We start from the raw sequence: 21,864 nt of genomic DNA, 5'->3' as shown, positions 1-21,864 counted from the left end.
AAAAAAGGCGCCATTGGCGCCTTTTCCGAGAAAGTCCATTACACAATCAGCGCTTATCCTTGCGCTTCTTGTTGGCCTTCTTGTGGTGCGACATCAAGCGACGCTTCTTGTTGACCTGGCGGTCGGTCAGCGTGTTCTTGTTGCCTTCGTACGGGTTTTCGCCACCCTTGAACTCGATGCGGATCGGTGTACCGACCAGCTTGAGCACGCGGCGGTAGGTGTTTTCGAGGTAACGGACGTACGACTTCGGAACCTTGTCGACCTGGTTACCGTGAATCACAATGATCGGCGGGTTGGCGCCGCCCAGGTGGGCATAGCGCAGCTTGATGCGGCGGCTGGCAACCATCGGTGGCGCGTGCTCGCTGACCGCATCTTCGAGGATCTGCGTCAGACGACTGGTCGGCCAGCGGGTGACGGCTGACTTGAACGAGTTCTGCACCGACTGGTACAGGTTGCCCACACCCGTGCCGTGCAACGCGGAGATGAAGTGAATGTCCGCGAAGTCGACGAAGAACAACCGGCGTTCCAGCTCAGTCTTCACGTAATCGCGTTCGCTCGGCACCATGCCGTCCCACTTGTTCAGCGCGATGACCAGAGCGCGACCTGCTTCAAGCGCAAAACCGAGCAGGTTGAGGTCGTGATCGACCACACCTTCGCGGGCGTCCATGACGAAGATCACCACGTTGGCGTCCTTGATCGCCTGCAAGGTTTTCACCACGGAGAACTTTTCGACTTCCTCGTGGATCTTCCCGCGCTTGCGCACACCGGCGGTGTCGATCAGCGTGTATTTCTCTTCATTGCGCTCGAACGGAATGTAGATACTGTCACGGGTGGTTCCGGGCTCGTCGTAGACGATGACGCGGTCTTCGCCCAGCATCCGGTTGACCAGCGTCGACTTGCCCACGTTCGGACGGCCGATGATCGCGATCTTGATGCCATCCTTCTCGCTCGGACCAGGAATGCGCTTGGCTTCTTCGCCTTCGGCAACCTCTTCCTCTTCGCCTTCTTCGGGCTCATCGGCGTCTTTGGGGAATTCGCGCAAGGCGATTTCCAGCATCTGCGTGATGCCACGACCGTGAGCACCGGCAACCGGGATCGCGTCACCCATGCCCAACGGGGCGAACTCGGCGCGGGCCATGTCAGGGTCGATGTTGTCGACCTTGTTTGCGACCACGTACGAGGTCTTGTTGCGCTTGCGCAGGTGCTCGCCAATCATCTGGTCGGCGGCGGTAAAGCCAGCCTTGGCGTCAACCAGGAACAGCACGACATCGGCTTCTTCGATTGCCAGCAGCGACTGCTCTGCCATCTTTTCGTCCATGCCATGTTCATCACCGGAGATACCGCCGGTGTCGATCAGGATGTAGGTACGCCCTTGCCACTTGGCCTCACCGTATTGGCGATCACGGGTCAGACCGGACAAGTCGCCGACGATGGCGTCGCGAGTCCTGGTCAGGCGGTTGAACAAGGTGGACTTGCCGACGTTCGGTCGACCCACCAGGGCGATTACGGGAACCATGCGGCTCTCCACTTCGTTATTTCAGAAAATACAAAAGCCGCTGCAAGGCAGCGGCCGGAGTTCGGAGCGGCACCCAAGTGCCGCAAGCCCCGTCAGCGCGGGGCCGCTCGAGGAAAGCCGGTACGCCAGCCTCCTCAAGCATAAACAGCCACTACTTGATCGTCAGGGCTTCCAGCTTGCCGCTGTTGCCGAAGACGTAAATGGTGTTGCCAGACACCAGTGGGCGCGCACGCAGGCCGTCACTGTCGATCTTTTCACGGCCAACGAAGTGACCGTCGACCTGGCTCAGCAGATGCAGATAGCCTTCCATGTCGCCGACCGCTACATAGCTGGAGAACACTTCCGGCGAGCCGAGTTGACGACGGGCCAGAGAGTCGTTGCTCCACAACGCAGTGGAAGAACGCTCATCGACGCCTTCGACAGTGCCGTTGGCCAGGGAAACGTAAACGCTGCCGAAGCCCTGGGCTACACCCGAATAGCTCGACGCATCACGCTGCCACAGCACACGGCCGCTCTGCAGTTCCAGACCTGCTACACGACCCTGATAGGTCGCGACATACAGCGTAGTACCCGACAGCAGCAGACCGCCGTCGATGTCGACCACACGATCCAGCTCGGAACGACCTTGCGGAATCGCAACCCGTTGTTCCCAGACAGGCACGCCGTTGCTGACGTCGAGCGCCACGACCTTGCCAGTCGACAGGCCTGCAACGGCCAGTTGATTGGTGACGATCGGTGCACCAGTGCCACGCAGGGTCAAGACCGCAGGGCTGCTGTCGTAGATCCAGCGCTGGTTGCCAGTGGCGGCATCGTAACCGATGACCTTATCATCCTGAGTCTGGGCAACCACGACATCGCCGTTGGTTGCCGGAGAAGACAGGACTTCACTGGTGGCCTTGGCCTTCCACTTCTGCTCGCCGGTGGCTTCGTCAAGAACGATCACTTCGCCACGCAGGGTGCCGAGCATGACCATGCCGAAACCTACGCCGACAGCGCCGGAAACAGGCTGCTCAAGCTCTTTCTTCCAGACCACGTCGCCGTTGCTGCGGTTGATCGCCATGACCAGACCGTTGGCATCGGCGGCGTAGATGTTCTCGCCGTCGATGGCCGGAACCAGCATGTTGTAGATGTCCCCCTGGCCATCACCGACCGAGCGGCTCCACAGCTTCTGCAGAACCACTTCTTCTTTGAAGTCGGTCAGCTCGGCCGGAGGCAATTCTTTTTTGCTGTTGCTGCTGCAACCCGCGGCCAGAATGGCCAGAGCCAGCAATGCTGCATGTTTCCAACGAATCACGTCACGCATCCCCTTTCGCCAGATCGTCGAGCTTCATTTGCAGGCCACCCACCGCCGCTTCCTCGGAAAGCGCAGCCTTGGCCTTTTTATAAGCAGCGTAAGCATCGTCGGTACGACCCAGCTGAACCAGCAGGTCGCCACGCAGCTCTTCACGGCTGGCCGCGAAAGCCTTGTCGGCATCGCCGTCGAGCAGTTTCAGCGCGTCTTCTGCCTTGTTCTGTGCTGCCAGCACGCGGGCCAGACGCTGACGAGCGATTTCGCCCAGCGTCGGGTTGGCCGGCTTGTCATTGATGGCCTTCAGTTCGCTTGCAGCGTCGTCCAGCTTGCCGGTGTCGACCGCGACCTTGGCCACGAACAGGCTGCCGTACTGGGCGTAAGGAGTGCCGCCAAAATCGCTTTTCAGCTTGCCGGCGATTTCAGCCACACGACCGGCATCGGCCTGGCCGCTTGGAGTCAGCGCCGTTTCCAGCAACTGCTGGTAAAGGGCCGAGGCACCCTGGGCCTGGTTGTTCTGATAGCGGTGCCAGGCTTGCCAGCCCAACACAACGACCACCGCGAGCAGACCGCCGGTGACCAGGGGCTTGCCGTTACGCTGCCACCAGTCTTTTACCGCCGCCAGCTGTTCATCATCGGTACTCGACACCCCAATACTCCTATCTAAATCGGCTGTTTATCAGCTTCAACCCTGCACGACGCAGGTGGCCAGGTGCTCGGACAGAGCATCCCAGGCAATATTTTGTTGTTCGCCCTGACCGCGCAGAGGCTTGACGCCCACTTCCTTGCGAGCCAGTTCTTCGTCACCCAGGATCAGCGCATACAGCGCGCCGCTCTTGTCGGCCTTCTTGAACTGGCTCTTGAAGCTGCCAGCTCCGGCGTTCACCTGCAGGCGCAGGTTCGGTGCCTGATCGCGCAGACGCTCGGACAATGCCAGTGCGGCCAGCTCTGCGGCTTCACCGAAGGCACAGACGTAAACGTCGATGGTGCGCGAGATTTCTTCCGGGACCTGCTCAAGGGTTTCCAGCAGCAGCACCAGACGCTCGATACCCATGGCAAAACCTACGCCAGTGGTTGGCTTGCCACCCATCTGTTCGACCAGACCGTCGTAACGACCGCCCGCGCAGACAGTGCCCTGAGCGCCCAGTTGATCGGTGACCCATTCGAAAACGGTCTTGCTGTAGTAGTCCAGGCCGCGAACCAGTTTCGGATTGATCACGTAAGGAATGCCGGCCGCATCGAGACGCGCCTTGAGGCCCTCGAAGTGAACACGGGACTCTTCATCCAGATAGTCCGCAAGCTTCGGCGCATCGACCAGCACAGCCTGGGTTTCAGGATGCTTGGTGTCGAGCACGCGCAGCGGGTTGGTTTTCAGACGGCGCTGGCTGTCTTCGTCCAGTTGCTCCAGGCGGGCCGACAGGTATTCGACCAGGGCCTCACGATAGCGCCCACGGGCTTCGCTGGTGCCCAGACTGTTGAGTTCGAGCTTGACCGCATTGCGGATGCCCAACAGGCCCCACAGGCGCCAGGTCAGCACGATCAGCTCGGCGTCGATGTCCGGACCGTCGAGGTTGAACACTTCACAGCCAATCTGGTGGAACTGGCGATAACGGCCTTTTTGCGGACGCTCGTGGCGGAACATCGGGCCGATGTACCACAGTTTCTGAACCTGGCCACCACCGGTGATGCCGTGCTCCAGCACAGCGCGCACGCAGGCCGCCGTGCCTTCAGGGCGCAGGGTCAGCGAGTCACCGTTGCGGTCGGCGAAGGTGTACATCTCTTTTTCGACGATGTCGGTGACTTCGCCGATGGAACGCTTGAACAGGTCGGTGAACTCGACGATCGGCATGCGGATCTGGCGATAACCGTAGTTATCCAGCAAACGCGATACGGTGCCTTCGAAATAGCGCCACAGGGGCGTCTGGTCCGGCAGGATGTCGTTCATGCCACGGATGGCTTGCAGAGACTTACTCACAAAAATTCCTTGGAAACTGGGTTAGCCGCGAACGATCAGCGCTGCGTCGGCCTGGACCTTCTCGGCCGCTTTCTCGCGGATCAAGCGTTCGAGCTCGTCCACCAGATTGTCATTGGTCAGCTTTTGCGACGGCTTGCCATCGATGTAGATCAGGTTCGGCGTACCGCCAGTGAGGCCGATATGCGCCTCCTTGGCTTCGCCAGGACCGTTCACCACACAGCCGATCACCGCGACATCGAGCGGGACCAGCAGATCTTCAAGGCGCCCTTCCAGCTCGTTCATGGTCTTGACCACATCGAAGTTCTGCCGCGAGCAGCTCGGGCAGGCGATGAAGTTGATGCCACGGGAACGCAGGTGCAGCGACTTGAGGATGTCGTAACCGACTTTCACTTCCTCGACCGGATCGGCGGCCAGCGAGATACGGATGGTATCGCCGATTCCTTCGGCCAGCAGCATACCTAGGCCGACGGCCGATTTCACTGTGCCTGAACGCAAACCACCGGCTTCGGTGATGCCCAGATGCAATGGCTGGACGATTTGTTTGGCCAGCAGGCGGTAGGCTTCGACAGCCATGAACACATCAGAAGCCTTTACGCTGACCTTGAAGTCCTGAAAATCCAGGCGATCAAGGTGGTCGACGTGACGCAATGCGGACTCGACCAGCGCCGCGGGCGTTGGCTCGCCGTACTTCTTCTGCAGGTCTTTTTCCAGAGAGCCGGCGTTGACGCCGATACGAATCGGGATGCCACGGTCGCGAGCGGCATCGACCACCGCACGTACGCGATCTTCCCGACCGATGTTGCCCGGATTGATCCGCAGACAATCGACGCCGAGCTCAGCCACACGCAGGGCGATCTTGTAGTCGAAATGGATGTCGGCAACCAGCGGCACCTTGACCAGTTGCTTGATGCGCCCGAACGCCTCGGCGGCGTCCATGTCCGGGACGGAAATGCGGACGATGTCCACGCCCGCGGCTTCAAGACGGTTGATCTGGGCGACGGTGGCAGCGACATCGTTGGTGTCACTGTTGGTCATGCTTTGTACCGCGATCGGCGCATCACCGCCGACCGGCACGGAGCCGACCCAGATTTTACGAGATTCGCGACGTTTGATCGGAGATTCGCCGTGCATGACTTATTGCCCCAGCTTCATGCGAGCCGTCTGGCCCGAAGTGAAAGGTGTGACGTCCACCGGCTGACCGTTGTAGCTGACCTGTGCGGCGCGGGCGACACCCAGGCGCACTGCCAGAGGCGGTTTGCCACTGACATTGACGCTGTCGCCAGTACGCTTGAGGCCGCTGGTCAGCACTTTGCCGTTGCCATCGGTGATCTGGAACCAGCAATCGGCGGTGAACTGAATCTGGACCTGACCAAAGCCTGCCGGAGCAGGCGCTGCCTCAACCGGCGCAGGTGCAGGCGTAGGTGCAGGCGTTGCTGCTGTGGCCGGAGTCGTCGGTGTGGAGTGAGCTGGCGCTGCCGGTGTTGCTGGCGTGCCATGAGCAGGCGCGGGCACTGGCGTACCCGCTACAGGTGCCGTTGCAGTCGGCGTAGCGGGCGTCAAAGCTGCTGGCGCGGCGGGCTCAGCGTTATTGAGCGGCAGAGGCCCGGTGTTGTTCTGCGCTTCGGCGACGGCCTGATCTTCGGGCTCGTCCAGCGGATGAATCTGGGTGGTGCCGTCGGCACTCTCGACTTCGACGTGCTCCATGCCCAGGTTGGTCGGTTCCTTGCCACGCAAGGTCGCCTGATCCTGCCACCAGACAAAACCACCACCGATCAACGCCACCAGCAGCAACAGGCTGACGATACGCAAGATGTTATGGGACAGGCGCACGGGTTCTTCGATGCGGCCCAGGGCATGAACGTTGCTGCCTTTGCCGTCTGTGCCGGTGTACTGGTCGAACTGGCTCACCAAAGCGGCCTGATCCAGGTCCATCAATTTTGCGTACGCACGAATGTAGCCCCGGGCAAAGGTATGGCCCGGGAGCTTGTCAAAATCGCCCGACTCCACATAGCCGAGGGAAGTCGCGGTGAGGTTCAGCCTCAAAGCCACATCTGGCAGCGACCAGTTTTTACTCTCGCGAGCCTGGCGCAACGTTTCACCGGGGTTCGTACGAGTGGCTGCTACAACTTCGGGATGCGCCGCTTTCATCATTGCTCCGACAGGTATTGCTGATATTCCGGCGTACCGGGATAGAGTCTTTTCAGTTGCAGGCCATAACTGGCTGCCTTGTTGCGATCGTCATAAATCTTCGCCAACCGTGTGCCCAGCAACAGACTACGTGCATTCTGCTCGCTAAGCTGGCTGAAACGGTCGTAATAGTCACGCGCCGGCACATAATGCCTGTCTTCGTAAGACAACTCAGCCATTTCCAGCAATGCACGCGGTTGTTGACGATCAAGCCTCAAGGCTTTGGTGAATTCTTCCAGCGCGACGTCGCGATTACCCAGCTTCAGCGAGGTCATCCCCAGGTTCTCGAAAACCCTGGCGCGCTCGGAATAGAGATTATCATCGGCGGCCTGCTGAAAGCGCTCGTAAGCTTCCTTGTAGCGCTTCTGCTCGTAAAGAAAACCACCGTAGTTGTTGAGGATGCGCGCATCCCTGGGACGAGAAGACAGTGCCTTGGTGTAATACTGACTGGCCAGCTCGGGCTCCAGTTCAGCCTGAAACACCAAGCCCAGCGCGGCATTCGCGTCGGCGTCGGAGCTGTCCAGCTCCAGCGCTTTCTTCAACGGGGCCTTGGCGCGCTCCATCTGGCCTTGCTGCAGATACCCCAGCCCCAATTGCACATAGGCTTGACGAGCTTCATCACGTCCCTTGCCGGTACTCAGCGGATCGACGTTGCCAGTGGAGACACAACCAACCAGCAACGAGGCAAAACACAGCAGCAGCCCAGCGCGCAGGGACATAGAGATCCTCTCAGTCAATTTCGCAATCAGGTGCGAGCCGCAGCAGCCTGAGTCCCTTCGGCCTCGGCACTGAGCTCACGCACAGCGATGTAGCGTTCGCTGCGGCGAGTGCGGTCCATTACCTGCCCGACCAACTGGCCACAGGCAGCATCGATGTCCTCACCACGGGTGGTGCGCACGGTGACGTTGTAGCCCGCTTGATGCAGCAGATCCTGGAAACGACGGATCGCGTTGTTGCTCGGGCGCTCGTAGCCCGAATGCGGAAACGGGTTGAACGGAATCAGGTTGATCTTGCAAGGCGTATCCTTGAGCAACTCGATCATCTCGACGGCGTGCTCTGGACGGTCGTTGATGTCCTTGAGCAGCGTGTACTCGATGGTCAGGACGCGCTTCTCGCCCAGTGCCGACATATACCTGCGGCAGGACTCGAGCAGCATCTTCAAGGGGTACTTCTTGTTGATCGGTACCAGCTGGTTGCGCAGTGCGTCGTTTGGCGCGTGCAGCGAGAGGGCCAGCGAGACGTCGATGTGCTTGGCCAGCTCATCGATCATCGGGACCACGCCGGAGGTGGACAGGGTCACCCGGCGCTTGGAAATGCCATACCCGAAGTCATCCATCATCAGATGCATTGCAGAAATGACATTGTCGAAGTTCAGCAATGGCTCACCCATGCCCATCATCACCACGTTGGTGATGGCACGGTCGACGGTAGCCGGGACACTGCCGAAAGATTTGTTGGCAATCCACACCTGACCGATGACTTCGGCGGCGGTGAGGTTGCTGTTGAAGCCTTGCTTGCCGGTAGAGCAGAAACTGCAATCCAGCGCACAGCCCGCCTGGGACGAAACACACAACGTGCCACGCTTGCCCTGCGGAATGTAGACGGTCTCGACGCAGCTGCCGGACGCCACGCGAACGACCCATTTACGGGTACCGTCGGTGGAGATGTCCTCGCTGACGACTTCAGGACCACGAATTTCGGCACGGCGCTCGAGCTTTTCGCGCAGCGCCTTGCCGACGTTCGTCATGGCCTCGAAATTATCGACGCCAAAATGGTGAATCCACTTCATGACCTGACCGGCGCGGAAGCGTTTCTCCCCGATGGACTCGAAGAATTTTTCCATTTCCGGTTGGGTCAGACCCAACAGGTTGATTTTGCCAGTTGTATCAGTCATGGATTCACCCTCACTCGCAGCAGCAGCTTAGCGAGTGGTTACCTCGGTAGCAGCGAAGAAGTAAGCGATTTCGCGAGCAGCGGCAGCTTCGGAATCGGAGCCATGAACAGCGTTGGCGTCAATCGATTCTGCGAAGTCAGCACGGATGGTGCCGGCAGCAGCTTCTTTAGGGTTGGTAGCGCCCATCAGCTCACGGTTCGCCAGGATGGCGTTTTCGCCTTCCAGAACCTGAACGACAACCGGACCGGAAGTCATGAAAGCAACCAGGTCGCCGAAGAAACCACGAGCGCTGTGCTCAGCGTAGAAACCTTCTGCTTCGGCCTTGGACAGTTGCTTCAGTTTCGAAGCCACAACACGCAGACCGGCTTTTTCGAAGCGGGTGGTGATTTCGCCGATTACGTTTTTAGCAACGGCGTCAGGCTTGATGATCGAGAAAGTACGTTGAACAGCCATGGTGTAACTCCAGAAACGGTGATTGTTGCGAAAAATTAAACCCGCGAATTATACGCGGGTTCTGGTGTATTGCCTAACGTGCAGAGATGATCAGTCTTTTTCAGCGGCCCAAAGGGTCTGAACCGCTTCCAGCACCTTCTCCCCGACCCTGCCGGAGGTGTCGTCGAAATCGGGCAGCTGTTTGATCATCTGTTGCAGTTTGACGAAACCCACCGAATACGGATCGGTATCCGGATGGGCCTCGTACAATTCTTCAGCGATACGCTGTACATCATTCCAACCGTAGCTCATGACAATACCTCGGTCAGTGCGGCGCTTCAGCTGCATGGTTAAGCGAATATTTCGGTATTTCGACGGTCAGGTCTTCAGTCCCGACCTTTGCCTGGCAAGACAGACGCGATTGCGCTTCCAGACCCCAGGCACGATCAAGATAGTCCTCTTCCAGCTCGTCGGCCTCTTCCAGCGAATTGAAGCCCTCGCGGATGATGCAGTGACAAGTGGTGCAGGCGCAGACACCACCGCAGGCACTCTCGATTTCGATGTGATTGTCATGCGCCACTTCGAGAATTGACTTGCCGGTTTCGGCCTCGACAACCATACCGTCCGGGCAATGCTCGGCGTGTGGCAGAAAAATGACCTGCGGCATCAGTTATTCCTCAATCTCATTCAGGTTGCGCCCTGACAACGCGGCTTTTACCGTCGAGTCCAGGCGGCGGGCCGCGAACGCATCGGTCACCTGCGACAGACGCTTGGTCTGCTGCTCGATGGCCGCACCGTCGGTGCCCTTCATCAATTCACGGAGTTCGTCCACCTGCATCTCGATGACCATGCGCTCTTCGGCGTCGAGCAAACGCTCGCCGTCGGCCTGCAGCGCACCTTCGACGGCTTCGATCAGACGCTGGGCGTCGACCTGCTGCTCACGCAACACGCGAGCGACCTTGTCGTCACCGGCATACTGGAACGAGTCCTTGAGCATCCGCGCGATCTCGCCGTCGGTCAGGCCGTACGAAGGCTTGACCTGGATGCTTGATTCCACGCCGGACGCCAGTTCACGAGCGGAAACGCTCAGCAGACCGTCGGCATCGACCTGGAAGGTGACACGAATCTTGGCAGCGCCGGCGACCATCGCGGGGATACCGCGCAGATCGAAACGCGCCAGGGAACGGCAGTCACTGATCAGTTCACGTTCGCCTTGCAGCACGTGAATCATCATGGCCGACTGGCCGTCTTTATAAGTGGTGAACTCTTGAGCACGGGCGACCGGGATCGTGGTGTTGCGTGGAATCACCTTCTCCATTAGCCCACCCATGGTCTCAAGACCGAGCGACAGCGGGATCACGTCCAGCAGCAACAGTTCGCCGCCGTCACGCTTGTTGCCCGCCAGGGTATCGGCCTGGATTGCTGCACCAATGGCGACAACCTGATCCGGATCGATCTCGGTCAGAGGCTGACGACCGAACAGATCGGCAACGGCTTCACGCACGCGCGGCACCCGAGTCGAACCGCCAACCATAACCACGGCTTCGACTTCGTCCAGCTCGATGCCGCAATCACGCACGGCACGGCGGCAAGCCTTGAGGCTGCGGGCGATCATTGGCTCGATCAGCGCGTCGAATCCAGCGCGAGTCAGCGTGCCAGCCCAGGCGCCATGTACCACTTCGACCGAATCGGTATCGGTCAGCGCTTCCTTGGCGGCGCAAGCGGTCTGCATCAGGCTGCGCTGAGCGGAAGGATCGAGGTCTTCCGACAAACCGGCCTCAGTGATGATCCAGCTGGCAATGGCATGGTCGAAATCGTCGCCACCCAGAGCGCTGTCGCCGCCGGTGGCCATGACTTCAAAGACCCCGCCAGTCAGACGGAGAATCGAGATATCGAACGTGCCACCGCCCAGATCGTAGATGGCGACCACGCCCTCAGCGTTCTGATCAAGACCATAAGCCACGGCCGCTGCGGTTGGCTCGTTGAGCAGACGCAGCACGGTCAGACCCGCCAGCTTGGCGGCGTCCTTGGTCGCCTGGCGCTGAGCATCGTCGAAGTAGGCAGGAACGGTGATCACCGCGCCTACCAGATCGCCGCCCAACGTCGCTTCAGCGCGCTGACGCAGCACCTTCAGAATGTCAGCGGAGATTTCCACCGGGCTTTTCGGACCCTGAACGGTCTCGATGAACGGCATGTGCGACTCGCCGCCAATGAAGCGGTAAGGCAGTTGCTCACCCAGATGCTTCACGTCGGAGATGCCGCGGCCCATCAGGCGCTTGACCGAGATGATGGTGTTCAGCGGATCGGTGGCGGCAGCATCCTTGGCGGACTGGCCGACTTCGACGCGATCTGCGTGGTAACGCACCGCCGACGGCAGGATGACCTGCCCGTTCTGATCGGGAAGGGGTTCACTGATGCCGCTGCGCAACGCAGCCACCAGCGAGTTGGTGGTGCCGAGATCGATCCCGACGGCCAGACGGCGCTGATGAGGTTTAGGACTTTGGCCGGGTTCGGCGATCTGCAGTAGAGCCATTGCTTTTCTGATATCACTGGCGCGCCGCCCAAGGGCGGCGCGGGGTTAATCGTCGAGGCGCTCTTCCAGCTGGCGCACTTCGTAGGAGAGCTTGTCGAGGAACTGCATGCGGCGCATCAGCCTTTCGGCCTGCTCACGCTGTGCAGCATCATCCCAACAGGCCGCGAAGCTTTCGTTCAGTTCTTCCTGCGCTACCTTGAGCCGACGCTTGAATACCGCGACGCCGTCCAGATCCGCTTCGTCCTGCAAGTCCTCGAGTTCTTCGCGCCATTGCATCTGCTGCATCAGAAAATCGGGGTCATGCACGGTGACTTCAAGCGGAACTTCGCCCTTGAGCGCCAATAGATAACGCGCCCGTTTCGGCGCGTTTTTCAGCGTCTGGTAGGCGTCATTCAAACTTGCCGAGCGCTCCAGCGCAACGCGCTGCTCACGCTCGGAAGCGTCAGCGAAGCGGTCGGGGTGCACGCTACGGGCAAGCTCGCGATAACGCGTCGCCAGCAGGTCGAGATCCAGACGGAAACCCGGCTGCAGATCGAATAAAGCGAAATGACAAGGAGTACCCACGATAAGCCTCAGACGTTGAAGCTTTCGCCGCAGCCACATTCACCGCGCGAGTTCGGGTTGTTGAACTTGAAGCCTTCGTTCAACCCTTCCTTGACGAAATCGAGCTCGGTGCCGTCGAGATAAACCAGGCTCTTGGGATCGATGATCACCTTGACGCCATGGTATTCGAACACCGAATCTTCGCTTTCCGGCTCGTCGACGAACTCGAGAACGTACGCGAGGCCGGAACAACCTGTGGTGCGAACACCCAGACGAATGCCATCACCCTTGCCGCGCCCTTCGAGGGAACGACGCACGTGGTTAGCGGCAGCTTCGGTCATGCTGATAGCCATCAGGACTCCTTACTTCTTGCAAGCGGGATGAAGACTGCTCAGAGCAGGCCTTTCTTCTGCTTGTAATCGCGAACGGCAGCCTTGATGGCGTCTTCGGCGAGTACAGAGCAGTGAATTTTCACCGGCGGCAATGCCAGTTCTTCAGCCAGCTGAGTGTTCTTGATGGTCTCTGCTTCGTCCAGAGTCTTGCCCTTCATCCACTCGGTGGCCAGGGAGCTGGAGGCGATCGCCGAACCGCAGCCGTAGGTCTTGAACTTGGCGTCTTCGATAATGCCTTGCTCGTTGACCTTGATCTGCAGGCGCATGACGTCGCCACACGCTGGAGCGCCGACCATGCCGGTGCCGACATCAGGATCTTCCGCGTTCATCTTGCCGACGTTGCGCGGGTTTTCGTAGTGGTCGATGACCTTTTCGCTGTAAGCCATGATCTAAATCCTCATCAGGTTCGTCGCTCTCGCGACACTTAAAAAACTACCGCATCAGGTTTTAAAAGTGCCGCTTGTGTGGCGACTTCAAATTAGTGTGCGGCCCACTCGATCTTCGAGATGTCGACGCCATCTTTGAACATGTCCCACAGCGGCGACAGAGCGCGCAGCTTGGTGACAGCCTCGCAAACTTTCTGCGCGGCCCAATCGATTTCTTCTTCAGTAGTGAAGCGGCCGAAGGTGAAACGGATCGAGCTGTGAGCCAGCTCATCGTTGCGACCCAGGGCGCGCAGCACGTAGGAAGGCTCAAGGGAAGCCGAGGTGCACGCGGAACCGGACGAAACCGCCAGATCCTTGAGCGCCATGATCAGCGATTCGCCTTCGACGTAGTTGAAGCTCAGGTTCAGGTTGTGCGGCACGCGAGCAGTCAGGCTGCCGTTGACGTACAGCTCTTCAAGGTGCTCGACCTGCTTGTAGAAGCGGTCGCTCAACGCCTTGATGCGTACGTTTTCAGCGGCCATGTCTTCTTTAGCAACACGGAAGGCTTCGCCCATGCCAACGATCTGGTGGGTAGCCAGAGTGCCGGAACGCATGCCGCGCTCGTGACCGCCGCCGTGCATGGTGGCTTCGATGCGAACGCGTGGCTTGCGGCTGACATACAGCGCGCCGATACCTTTCGGACCGTAAGTCTTGTGAGCGGAGAAGGACATCATGTCGACTTTCAGTTTCGACAGATCGATATCGACCTTGCCGGTGGACTGAGCAGCATCGACATGGAACAGCACACCACGCGAACGGGTCAGCTCACCAATCGCGGCGATGTCGTTGACGGTACCGATTTCGTTATTGACGTGCATGATCGAAACCAGAATGGTGTCGTCGCGCAGGACAGCTTCGATCATCGCTGGAGTGATCAGGCCGTCGGTGGTCGGTTCCAGGTAGGTGACTTCGAAACCTTCACGCTCCAGTTGGCGCATGGTGTCGAGGACAGCCTTGTGTTCGATTTTGCTGGTGATCAGGTGCTTGCCTTTGGTGCCGTAGAAATGCGCCGCACCTTTGATCGCCAGGTTGTCGGACTCGGTAGCACCGGAGGTCCAGACGATTTCACGGGGATCGGCATTGACCAGGTCTGCGACCTGGCGGCGAGCATTCTCGACCGCTTCTTCAGCTTTCCAGCCGAAAACGTGGGAGCGCGACGCCGGGTTACCGAAGTTGCCATCAACCAGCAGGCAATCGCTCATTTTCTGCGCAACACGCGGATCGACCGGGGTCGTCGCGGAATAATCGAGGTAAATCGGCAATCTCATTGAATATCTCCTATCGGGCAGGCGCGCCGCGCGTTCATCTGCGTTCACTCAACGGCGGATGTTTCAATCTTGTCCAGTTGCTGCGTCTTGTTGTTGCAACGACGCAGATCCTGACGTTGGGCGACCTCCTGCACTTCACGGCGAGTGACGAGGTCGGCCAGGCTGATACCGCTTAGAAATTCATGAATCTGCTGGCTGAGGTCGCACCACAGATGGTGGGTCAGACAGGTATCACCAGCATGGCAATCACCGAGCCCCTGACAGCGCGTCGCGTCGACGGATTCGTTGACCGCATCGATGACCTGCGCCACCTGGATACCCTGCATGTTGCGGGACAGCTGATAGCCGCCGCCCGGCCCACGCACGCTGGACACCAGATTGCTGCGGCGCAGCTTGGCGAACAGTTGCTCGAGGTAGGAAAGGGAAATCCCTTGCCGCTCGGAGATATCGGCTAGAGACACTGGCCCATGCTGCGCGTGTAAAGCCAGATCAAGCATGGCAGTTACGGCGTATCGGCCCTTTGTAGTCAGTCGCATGACGTGTACCGCGGAGGTTCGGAATGAGGGCGAGTATGCTATTCCCGAGTATTTAAGTCAACTATAAGACCTAGTGAAACAGTCGGGATTACCCGCAAAGAGCGGGCCGCATGATAGCAAAATCACCAGTCAAATGGCACGCTTCACCGCCCCCTTCAGAGCCATTTGCGTCAATTACCTTGACCGACCTTGGTCTCGTTGCGTTCCTTGATGCAATCGAATACTTCCTGATGCAGCTCCGGAAGTTCTTTCTCCCGGTACTCGCAACCCAGGCTTTTCAAGGCCTTGCCCATGTCTTCCATACGCACATCGACCGCCTGCAGATGATCGAGCAGTTGACCAATCGCCTTGGCCACCGGGTCCGGCATGTCTTCGCTGACCCCGTAGGCATCGAAACCGATCTTCTCGGCCATCGCCTTGCGCTTGGCTTCGGCCTCGCTTTCATCGGCTTTCACGATGATACGACCCGGAATGCCCACCACGGTCGCCCCAGCCGGAACCGGCTTGGTCACCACGGCATTGGAGCCGACCTTGGCGCCGGCGCCGACGGTAAACGGCCCAAGCACCTTGGCGCCCGCCCCCACCACGACGCCGGATTCCAGGGTCGGATGGCGCTTGCCTTTATTCCAGCTGGTGCCACCCAGAGTCACGCCCTGATAGAGCGTCACGTCGTCGCCGATCTCAGCGGTTTCGCCAATGACGATGCCCATGCCGTGATCGATGAAGAAGCGTCTGCCGACTTTGGCGCCGGGGTGGATCTCGATACCCGTCAACCAGCGGCCGAAATTGGAGACCATGCGCGCCGGCCATTTCAGGTCTTTGCGCCACAACCAGCCAGACAGCCGATGCAGCCAGATCGCGTGCATGCCGGGATAGCAGGTCAGCACTTCGAATGCGTTGCGGGCCGCCGGGTCGCGATGAAACACGCTTTGAATATCTTCTCGCAGACGCTCGAACATCACTGATCCTTCCGCTTGTAGGGCTCGCCGTTGGCCGCTTTCTGGGTCTCGGTGAGAATGCCACGCAAAATGCTCATTTCAGATCGGTTTACCGCGGAGCGTCCGTAGAGCCGGCGCAACCTCGCCATCAAATGACGAGGCTTTTCCGGATCGAGGAAGCCGATGTTGACCAGAGTCGCTTCCAGATGCTCATAGAATTTCTCCATCTCATCCATTGTCGCGAGCTCGGTACTGCGCACCGAATTGACCTCGAACTTCTCGACCTTGGTCGCCTGCCCACCCGCTGCCAGCCAGGCCATCCGCGTCTCGTAGCTGAGCACCTGAACCGCCGCAGCAAGATTCAGCGAGCTGAACTCCGGATCTGACGGGATGTGTACGTGGTAATGGCAGCGCTGCAGCTCCTCGTTGGTGAGTCCCGCATATTCTCGACCGAACACCAGCGCAATCTCTTCCCCGAGCGCAGCGTGCTCGACTGTCTTGGTACCTGCTTCGCGAGGGTCCAGCAGCGGCCACGGAATACGACGATCCCGCGCGCTGGTGCCCAGCACCAGGTTGCAGCCAACCAAGGCATCTTCAAGCGTGGCAACCACCTGCGCGCTTTCGAGGATGTCGCCGGCGCCGGAGGCTCGCGCGTCAGCCTCGTGATGCGGAAAGCTTGCCGGATCGACCAGCACCAGACGCGAAAGCCCCATGTTTTTCATGGCACGAGCAGCGCCACCGATATTTCCCGGGTGACTGGTGCCGACCAGGACAACACGAATATTTTGCAGCAATGGCGTGATCTCGCTAGCAGGTGAAAAGGGGGACGAATCTTACAGAAGCGCCCGGCCCAACGCTATGAACCCTTGAGCCGAAGGACCTACATACACCGATAAGGGCCCCCTAACCAGCGCCAATCCGTTTGTCATGAGGCGACCGGACGCATGGCAAAGGCTTCCTTCGCGCTGGAAATCGTCGGCGAGAACCCATAGAATGCCCGGCTCTCTTTAACGACCTAGGTGATACATCCATGCAGCCCATGCTGAATATCGCGCTGCGCGCCGCCCGCAGCGCCAGCGAATTGATTTTCCGCTCCATCGAGCGCCTGGATACCATCAAGGTCGACGAAAAAGACGCGAAAGACTATGTAACCGAGATCGATCGCGCCGCAGAAAAAACCATCATTGATGCCTTGCTCAAGGCCTACCCGACTCACGGCATCCTCGGCGAAGAAACCGGCCTGCGTGAAGGCACCGGCGAAGGCGCCGATTACCTGTGGATCATCGATCCGCTGGACGGCACCACCAACTTCGTTCGCGGCGTTCCGCACTTCGCGGTCAGCATCGCCTGCAAATACCGTGGTCGCCTGGAACACGCCGTGGTTCTGGACCCGGTTCGCCAGGAAGAATTCACCGCCAGCCGCGGTCGTGGCGCTCAACTGAACGGCCGCCGTCTGCGCGTCAGCCCTCGCAAGAGCCTTGAAGGCGCCCTGCTCGGCACCGGTTTCCCGTTCCGCGAGAACCAGTTGGACAACCTTGAAAACTACATGAACATGTTCCGCTCGCTGGTTGGCCAGACTGCTGGCATCCGCCGCGCTGGCGCAGCGAGCCTGGATCTGGCTTACGTCGCAGCCGGTCGCTTCGATGCGTTCTGGGAGTCGGGTCTGTCGGAATGGGACATGGCCGCTGGCGCCCTGCTGATTCAAGAAGCAGGCGGTCTGGTCAGCGACTTCAACGGTGGCCATGATTTCCTCGAGAAGGGCCACATCGTTGCCGGCAACACCAAGTGCTTCAAGGCCGTACTGACCTCGATCGCACCGTTCGTCCCGGCTTCGCTGAAGCGTTAACGCTCGGCAGCTGCAAAAAAACCGGCGGCGTGCCGGTTTTTTTATGCCTGTTGCGATGCCCTGCGGCCGCTCAGCTCCCGCGACAGGCTTATGAAATTCTGCAGCGGGGGCAGCTGATTGAAGCTGCGGCACACCAGCGTGATCGGCGCATGCAAGCGCGGCCTGGCGTTGGCAATCCGGCAATACACGACACTCTCCTTGTGCACATCCTTCATGGATGCCGGCACGATGGAAATCCCCGCACCGGCAGCGACGAGGCTGACGTTGGTCAGCATGCGCTCCACTTCGAAAGCGATCTTAGGATCGAAGCCTGCGTTCTGACACGCCTTGATCAGATTCGCATACATGCCGGGAGCGCCTGGCCGACGGACAAGAATGAACTGTTCGGCCTGCAGATCACCGAGTGAAATCGACGGAGCCTCAGCAGAACTATCATGCCCCGCCAGCAAGTGATGACCGACTGGCAACGTCAGCAGCATCTCCTCGTTGAGCAGACGATGAAATTCAATACTTTGATGCCGACTGACGGGTGCACGCAAAATCCCGACATCAACGCCGCCATCGACAGTCAGATCAGTAAGCTTCTGTGCACTGCCTTCCTTCAACGAGACGGCAACGCCCGGATAACGCTCGCGGTAAGCGCGGATAATGCGCGGGATCAGCGGGTGAGCTGCTGCCGAACTGGTGAAGCCGATACTCAACTGACCTTCGATGCCGTGAGCAGCGCGAGACGCCTTGAGCGAACCCTCTTTCACTCGCGCCAGAATGTCCTGCGCTTCTTGCAGGAAGACCAGCCCGCCCGCTGTCAGATCCACGCCTTTGGGATGACGCTTGAACAGGTCGAATCCCAGCTCCTCCTCCAACGCACGAATCTGCTGGCTCAGCGGTGGTTGCTGCATGTTCAAGCGGGCGGCAGCACGGGTGAAATGTCGCTCTTCGGCCACCATGACGAAATAGCGCAGATGACGAAGCTCCATGGTGGTCTATCCCGCAGCAAGGTTTTATGATTGTCGCCCGATCGATGCGACATTGACCGGCAAGCGTGCCCAATCCGCCCGACGCTGACAAGGCACGCTCATAACAATAAATACGCTGAAAAACCGGAACATCGATGCCAGCAAGGCTTCTGCGAACCGCCACCCTGCAACTTCTCTTGGCCATCGTCTGTGGCGCGCTGCTGGGCGTCTTCGATCCACAGCTCGCAATCGAAATGAAACCGCTGAGCGATGGTTTCATCCGCGTCATCGGCTGGCTGATGCCGTTCATGATGTTTCTTCTGGTCGCCTCCGGCGTCGCCGGCCTGCAGGTCAGGCAGCGCGGCCTTGGACGCAAGGTGCTGATCTATTTTCAGACCATGGCGCTGGTGTCGTTAGCGTTGGGTTGTTTGATCGCCGAGGTCGTGCATCCCGGTACCGGCGTCGGACCGGACGCCTCGCACGTTCCCGTTAATTTGTTAAGCGCACAAACCACAGGTGAGTTTTCATGGTCGACAGTCAGCGTGGTGCTCACCCGCGCACTCACGCAAAACCCGATACTGCAGATTATGCTCGCCGGTTTAGTCGCAGGCGCTGTTATCGCTCGCGCGAAAGACCATCGACACGCGGTGGCCCTTCGCGCTTTGCTTGAAAACGCCGTGGGCGTGCTATTCAAGATTCTGAAAGTGGTACTGCGCTTTGCACCGCTTGCGGCGTTCGGTGCCATTGCGTTCACCATCGGGCGATTCGGCCCGGCGTCGGCCGTACCCTTGCTCAAGTTCGTGGCCGTCATGTATCTGGCGTCTGCGGCGTTTGTTCTCCTGATTTTGGTGCCAGTAGCCCGAGCATCGGGTGCCCCGCTCTGGCGGCTGATCGTTCATCTGAAGGACGAACTGCTGCTGGTCACCTTCACGGGCTCATCCGTGGCCGCACTGCCAGGCTTGATCGAGAAAATGCAGACGCTGGGCTGTGACCGGCAACTCACGCGATTAGTGCTTACCTCCGGCTACAGCTTCAACCTCAGTGGATCGAATATCTACCTGATAACGGCGGTGCTGTTCCTGGCGCAGATGTCGGGGATCACGCTGACCGGAAGCGAACTGTCGACGCTGCTGCTGATAGCGCTTGTGACATCGCTCGGCTCAACCAGCATGGCAGGCTCAGCCTTCTTCACTTTGATTGCAACCCTGAACCTGTTCCACCTCGTGCCGCTGGAAGGTGTGGGTCTGTTGCTGGGGGTGGAGCGCCTGATGAAGTGCCGGGTATTGACCAACGTCTTGGGCAATTGTGTGGCGTGCCTGGCGATTGCGCGCTGGCAGAATGCGCTGGACCGGCCGGCGATGAAGGCCATGATTGAAGTTAAGCGAAGCGAGCCGCTGTAGCAGCCCGGTTTGCCGGCAGTGTCGACCTTGAGATCGCTGCCGTCGGCAATCGGACCACTACAGCGCGAGGGTTACGGAGCCTTGGAGGACAGTAGTTTCTCGAACGCCCGGTCCAGACCGCCTTCAGCCTGAGTCAACTTTTCCCGACGCTCACGCAACCACGCCTGATCCGCGTCCAGCGTCTTGTGCGCCTCCGCCAGCATGCGTTTGACTTCCTGCGGCTGAGGGCCGCCGGTGCCTTTGCGGGTGTTGACCATGTTCTCCGGCGACAGCGCCGCGCGAAATGTCGCTTCGTCCAGCGGCAGGGTGTTCTGCTTCCACTGATACTTGTCGGCTGCCTTGGCATACAGCTTCTGCGCATCGGCATACGGGAAAGTCTTCGGCGTGAAGCCTTCGCTACGCGCCTGCTCGACAATCAACGAAGCAAAGCTGTGACCGATGCGGAACGGCACCTTTTGCGTACGCTCCAGGGTGTCGGCCAACTCCATCGACGTGGTCCACTCATTCTCAAGCTCTTCACGAGCGCGCTGAGGATTGACCTGCAGGGCATCCAGCACGGCATCCATGGCGCCGAACATATCTTTGGTGGAATCGAAGACACCCAAAGAATCGAAGGCGAACTTGTAATCGGTCATGCCGGTGGTGACGTTGTGCGCGCGCAGGGTCACGGTCTGCGCCAGGCCCACCACATCAGAAGCGGTTTCGCGGGCGCGCATCAGCAGACCTGGGTTGCGCTTCTGTGGCATGGCGCTACTGGTGTAGGTCTTTTCCTCATCCAGCAGTAACCACGGGCGAATCTGGTGGTACTGCGTATGGATGTCGCCAATCATTGCGCCGACCCGAATCGCCGACGAAGACGCGATGTTCGCCGCCTCGATAGGGATGTCATAGGTCGATACCTGACTGGAATCCAGCGAATTCTCGCGCACACCGTCGAAGCCCAGCAGTTCAGCCATGCGTTCGCGATTCAACGGATAGGCCGAGTTCGCCAGCACCGCAGTACCCATCGGGCTTTGATTCAGGCGTTGATACAGCTCGCGAATCCGCTGGCCGTCACGATCGAACGCCGCTTCGAATGCCAGCAAATAATGCGCATATGTGATCGGCATCGCCTGCACGCCGTTGGTGTACGCCGGAATCAGCGTGTCGACGTTCTTGTCCGCCAGCTCCAGCAGGCGCTTGCGCGTAGCGTTCATCGCTTCGCTGTAGGCCAGCACGTCAGAGCGCAGCTTGGCCAGGCGGTAGGTCGCGAGCATGTCCTGACGGCTGCGCCCCGAGTGAATCAGCGAGGCTTCCGGCCCGATTTTGTCGGTCATGATTTGCTCGAGCTGGAGCACGTCGCTCGGGCGCTTGCCGTTGGGCTGGTCCGCCTGATCGATGGCATAACGCACACCTGTGGCGATTTTCTGGCCCATCTCGGGTTTGACGATGCCCTCCTCCGTGAGCATCACGATAGAGGCCTTGTTGATACGGTTAAGCCAGGAAAACTGGCTTTCGCCCTTGTTGCCTTTGGCCTTGGATTTGTCGACCGTGGCGCCGATTTTTGCGGCTTGGGCAGCGCACTGTTCAGTGGTGGCGCAGGGCAGCTCAGCGGTATTCGCTGCATAGGCGCCGTGGCTGTTGAACAGGGCAAAGGCGACGGCCAGATGGATGAGGGTCTTTCTTGTTGGCATTTCAGGCTCCGTTGCGGCGAGTGCCGAGGGTGAGCGTTGTAGGGATGATGCAGAAGACGTCA

At 59.4% G+C, this 21,864-nt stretch carries 23 protein-coding genes; 2 read left to right on the top strand and 21 right to left on the bottom strand.

Annotated features, from left to right (window positions below):
* Positions 1-46: 46 nt before the first annotated feature.
* From der to trmJ, 19 genes are all read right to left on the bottom strand, one after another.
* The gene (gene der / locus BWR59_RS11425; RefSeq protein ID WP_081565743.1) at positions 47-1,516 is read right to left on the bottom strand and encodes a ribosome biogenesis GTPase Der; all 1,470 of its coding nucleotides are present in this window, start codon (positions 1,514-1,516) and stop codon (positions 47-49) included.
* A gap of 151 nt (positions 1,517-1,667) precedes the next feature.
* Positions 1,668-2,819, bottom strand: a complete 1,152-nt coding sequence (gene bamB / locus BWR59_RS11420) for an outer membrane protein assembly factor BamB (RefSeq protein ID WP_081565742.1) — start codon at positions 2,817-2,819, stop codon at positions 1,668-1,670.
* Complete coding sequence (locus BWR59_RS11415; RefSeq protein WP_081565741.1) at positions 2,812-3,453, bottom strand: YfgM family protein; 642 nt, start codon at positions 3,451-3,453, stop codon at positions 2,812-2,814. The genes bamB and BWR59_RS11415 overlap by 8 nt, the downstream gene beginning before the upstream one ends.
* 36 nt (positions 3,454-3,489) lie before the next feature.
* Complete coding sequence (gene hisS / locus BWR59_RS11410) at positions 3,490-4,779, bottom strand: histidine--tRNA ligase (RefSeq protein ID WP_081565740.1); 1,290 nt, start codon at positions 4,777-4,779, stop codon at positions 3,490-3,492.
* A gap of 21 nt (positions 4,780-4,800) precedes the next feature.
* Positions 4,801-5,910 carry a flavodoxin-dependent (E)-4-hydroxy-3-methylbut-2-enyl-diphosphate synthase gene (gene ispG, locus BWR59_RS11405; protein WP_081565739.1) on the bottom strand — a complete coding sequence of 370 codons (1,110 nt, stop codon included), beginning with the start codon at positions 5,908-5,910 and terminating at the stop codon, positions 4,801-4,803.
* Between the two features lie 3 nt (positions 5,911-5,913).
* Positions 5,914-6,927 carry a RodZ family helix-turn-helix domain-containing protein gene (locus BWR59_RS11400; protein WP_081565738.1) on the bottom strand — a complete coding sequence of 338 codons (1,014 nt, stop codon included), beginning with the start codon at positions 6,925-6,927 and terminating at the stop codon, positions 5,914-5,916.
* On the bottom strand, positions 6,927-7,685 hold the full coding sequence (pilW, locus tag BWR59_RS11395; protein ID WP_081565737.1) for a type IV pilus biogenesis/stability protein PilW: 759 nt from the start codon (positions 7,683-7,685) through the stop codon (positions 6,927-6,929). Before pilW ends, BWR59_RS11400 begins: the two co-directional genes overlap by 1 nt.
* 26 nt (positions 7,686-7,711) lie before the next feature.
* A complete protein-coding gene (gene rlmN, locus BWR59_RS11390) occupies positions 7,712-8,860 on the bottom strand; it encodes a 23S rRNA (adenine(2503)-C(2))-methyltransferase RlmN (protein WP_081565736.1) in 1,149 nt (382 codons plus the stop codon).
* A 27-nt stretch (positions 8,861-8,887) separates the two neighbouring features.
* Positions 8,888-9,313: a nucleoside-diphosphate kinase gene (ndk, locus tag BWR59_RS11385; RefSeq protein WP_081565735.1), complete on the bottom strand. Its 426-nt coding sequence runs from the start codon at positions 9,311-9,313 to the stop codon at positions 8,888-8,890.
* 90 nt (positions 9,314-9,403) lie between these two features.
* Positions 9,404-9,604, bottom strand: coding sequence for a Fe-S cluster assembly protein IscX (gene iscX, locus BWR59_RS11380; RefSeq protein ID WP_081565734.1), 201 nt, complete (start codon positions 9,602-9,604; stop codon positions 9,404-9,406).
* Between the two features lie 13 nt (positions 9,605-9,617).
* Entirely contained in the window at positions 9,618-9,959 is a 342-nt protein-coding gene (gene fdx / locus BWR59_RS11375; protein ID WP_062383494.1) for an ISC system 2Fe-2S type ferredoxin, read from the bottom strand.
* Positions 9,960-9,962: 3 nt separating this feature from the next.
* Positions 9,963-11,825 carry a Fe-S protein assembly chaperone HscA gene (gene hscA, locus BWR59_RS11370; protein WP_081565733.1) on the bottom strand — a complete coding sequence of 621 codons (1,863 nt, stop codon included), beginning with the start codon at positions 11,823-11,825 and terminating at the stop codon, positions 9,963-9,965.
* Positions 11,826-11,870: 45 nt separating this feature from the next.
* On the bottom strand, positions 11,871-12,389 hold the full coding sequence (gene hscB, locus BWR59_RS11365) for a co-chaperone HscB (RefSeq protein WP_081565732.1): 519 nt from the start codon (positions 12,387-12,389) through the stop codon (positions 11,871-11,873).
* 8 nt (positions 12,390-12,397) lie between these two features.
* Entirely contained in the window at positions 12,398-12,721 is a 324-nt protein-coding gene (gene iscA / locus BWR59_RS11360; protein ID WP_074752840.1) for an iron-sulfur cluster assembly protein IscA, read from the bottom strand.
* Positions 12,722-12,759: 38 nt separating this feature from the next.
* Positions 12,760-13,146: a Fe-S cluster assembly scaffold IscU gene (gene iscU, locus BWR59_RS11355; protein ID WP_062383507.1), complete on the bottom strand. Its 387-nt coding sequence runs from the start codon at positions 13,144-13,146 to the stop codon at positions 12,760-12,762.
* Between the two features lie 92 nt (positions 13,147-13,238).
* Complete coding sequence (locus BWR59_RS11350; protein WP_081565731.1) at positions 13,239-14,453, bottom strand: IscS subfamily cysteine desulfurase; 1,215 nt, start codon at positions 14,451-14,453, stop codon at positions 13,239-13,241.
* 44 nt (positions 14,454-14,497) lie between these two features.
* Entirely contained in the window at positions 14,498-14,989 is a 492-nt protein-coding gene (gene iscR, locus BWR59_RS11345; RefSeq protein WP_081565730.1) for a Fe-S cluster assembly transcriptional regulator IscR, read from the bottom strand.
* A gap of 170 nt (positions 14,990-15,159) precedes the next feature.
* A complete protein-coding gene (gene cysE, locus BWR59_RS11340; protein ID WP_081565729.1) occupies positions 15,160-15,948 on the bottom strand; it encodes a serine O-acetyltransferase in 789 nt (262 codons plus the stop codon).
* Positions 15,948-16,721 (bottom strand): tRNA (cytosine(32)/uridine(32)-2'-O)-methyltransferase TrmJ, encoded by a 774-nt coding sequence (gene trmJ / locus BWR59_RS11335; RefSeq protein WP_081565728.1) that lies wholly within the window; start codon positions 16,719-16,721, stop codon positions 15,948-15,950. The genes cysE and trmJ overlap by 1 nt, the downstream gene beginning before the upstream one ends.
* A 236-nt stretch (positions 16,722-16,957) precedes the next feature.
* Between trmJ and suhB the strand changes: the two genes are divergently transcribed.
* Positions 16,958-17,773 (top strand): inositol-phosphate phosphatase, encoded by an 816-nt coding sequence (suhB, locus tag BWR59_RS11330; RefSeq protein WP_081565727.1) that lies wholly within the window; start codon positions 16,958-16,960, stop codon positions 17,771-17,773.
* 41 nt (positions 17,774-17,814) lie between these two features.
* Here the strand turns inward: suhB and BWR59_RS11325 are convergent, their stop codons facing one another.
* The gene (locus BWR59_RS11325; RefSeq protein ID WP_081565726.1) at positions 17,815-18,750 is read right to left on the bottom strand and encodes a LysR family transcriptional regulator; all 936 of its coding nucleotides are present in this window, start codon (positions 18,748-18,750) and stop codon (positions 17,815-17,817) included.
* Between the two features lie 134 nt (positions 18,751-18,884).
* Between BWR59_RS11325 and BWR59_RS11320 the strand changes: the two genes are divergently transcribed.
* Positions 18,885-20,129 carry a cation:dicarboxylase symporter family transporter gene (locus tag BWR59_RS11320; RefSeq protein ID WP_081565725.1) on the top strand — a complete coding sequence of 415 codons (1,245 nt, stop codon included), beginning with the start codon at positions 18,885-18,887 and terminating at the stop codon, positions 20,127-20,129.
* A gap of 71 nt (positions 20,130-20,200) precedes the next feature.
* Here BWR59_RS11320 and BWR59_RS11315 read toward each other — a convergent pair whose 3' ends face one another.
* Complete coding sequence (locus BWR59_RS11315; RefSeq protein WP_081565724.1) at positions 20,201-21,802, bottom strand: argininosuccinate lyase; 1,602 nt, start codon at positions 21,800-21,802, stop codon at positions 20,201-20,203.
* Between the last annotated feature and the right edge of the window lie 62 nt (positions 21,803-21,864).

The organism is Pseudomonas sp. Bc-h, assembly GCF_002080045.1.
In the GTDB taxonomy this organism is placed as follows: domain Bacteria; phylum Pseudomonadota; class Gammaproteobacteria; order Pseudomonadales; family Pseudomonadaceae; genus Aquipseudomonas.
Note: the sequence above shows the minus strand (reverse complement) of the source record. Positions and strands in the feature narration are given on the sequence as shown.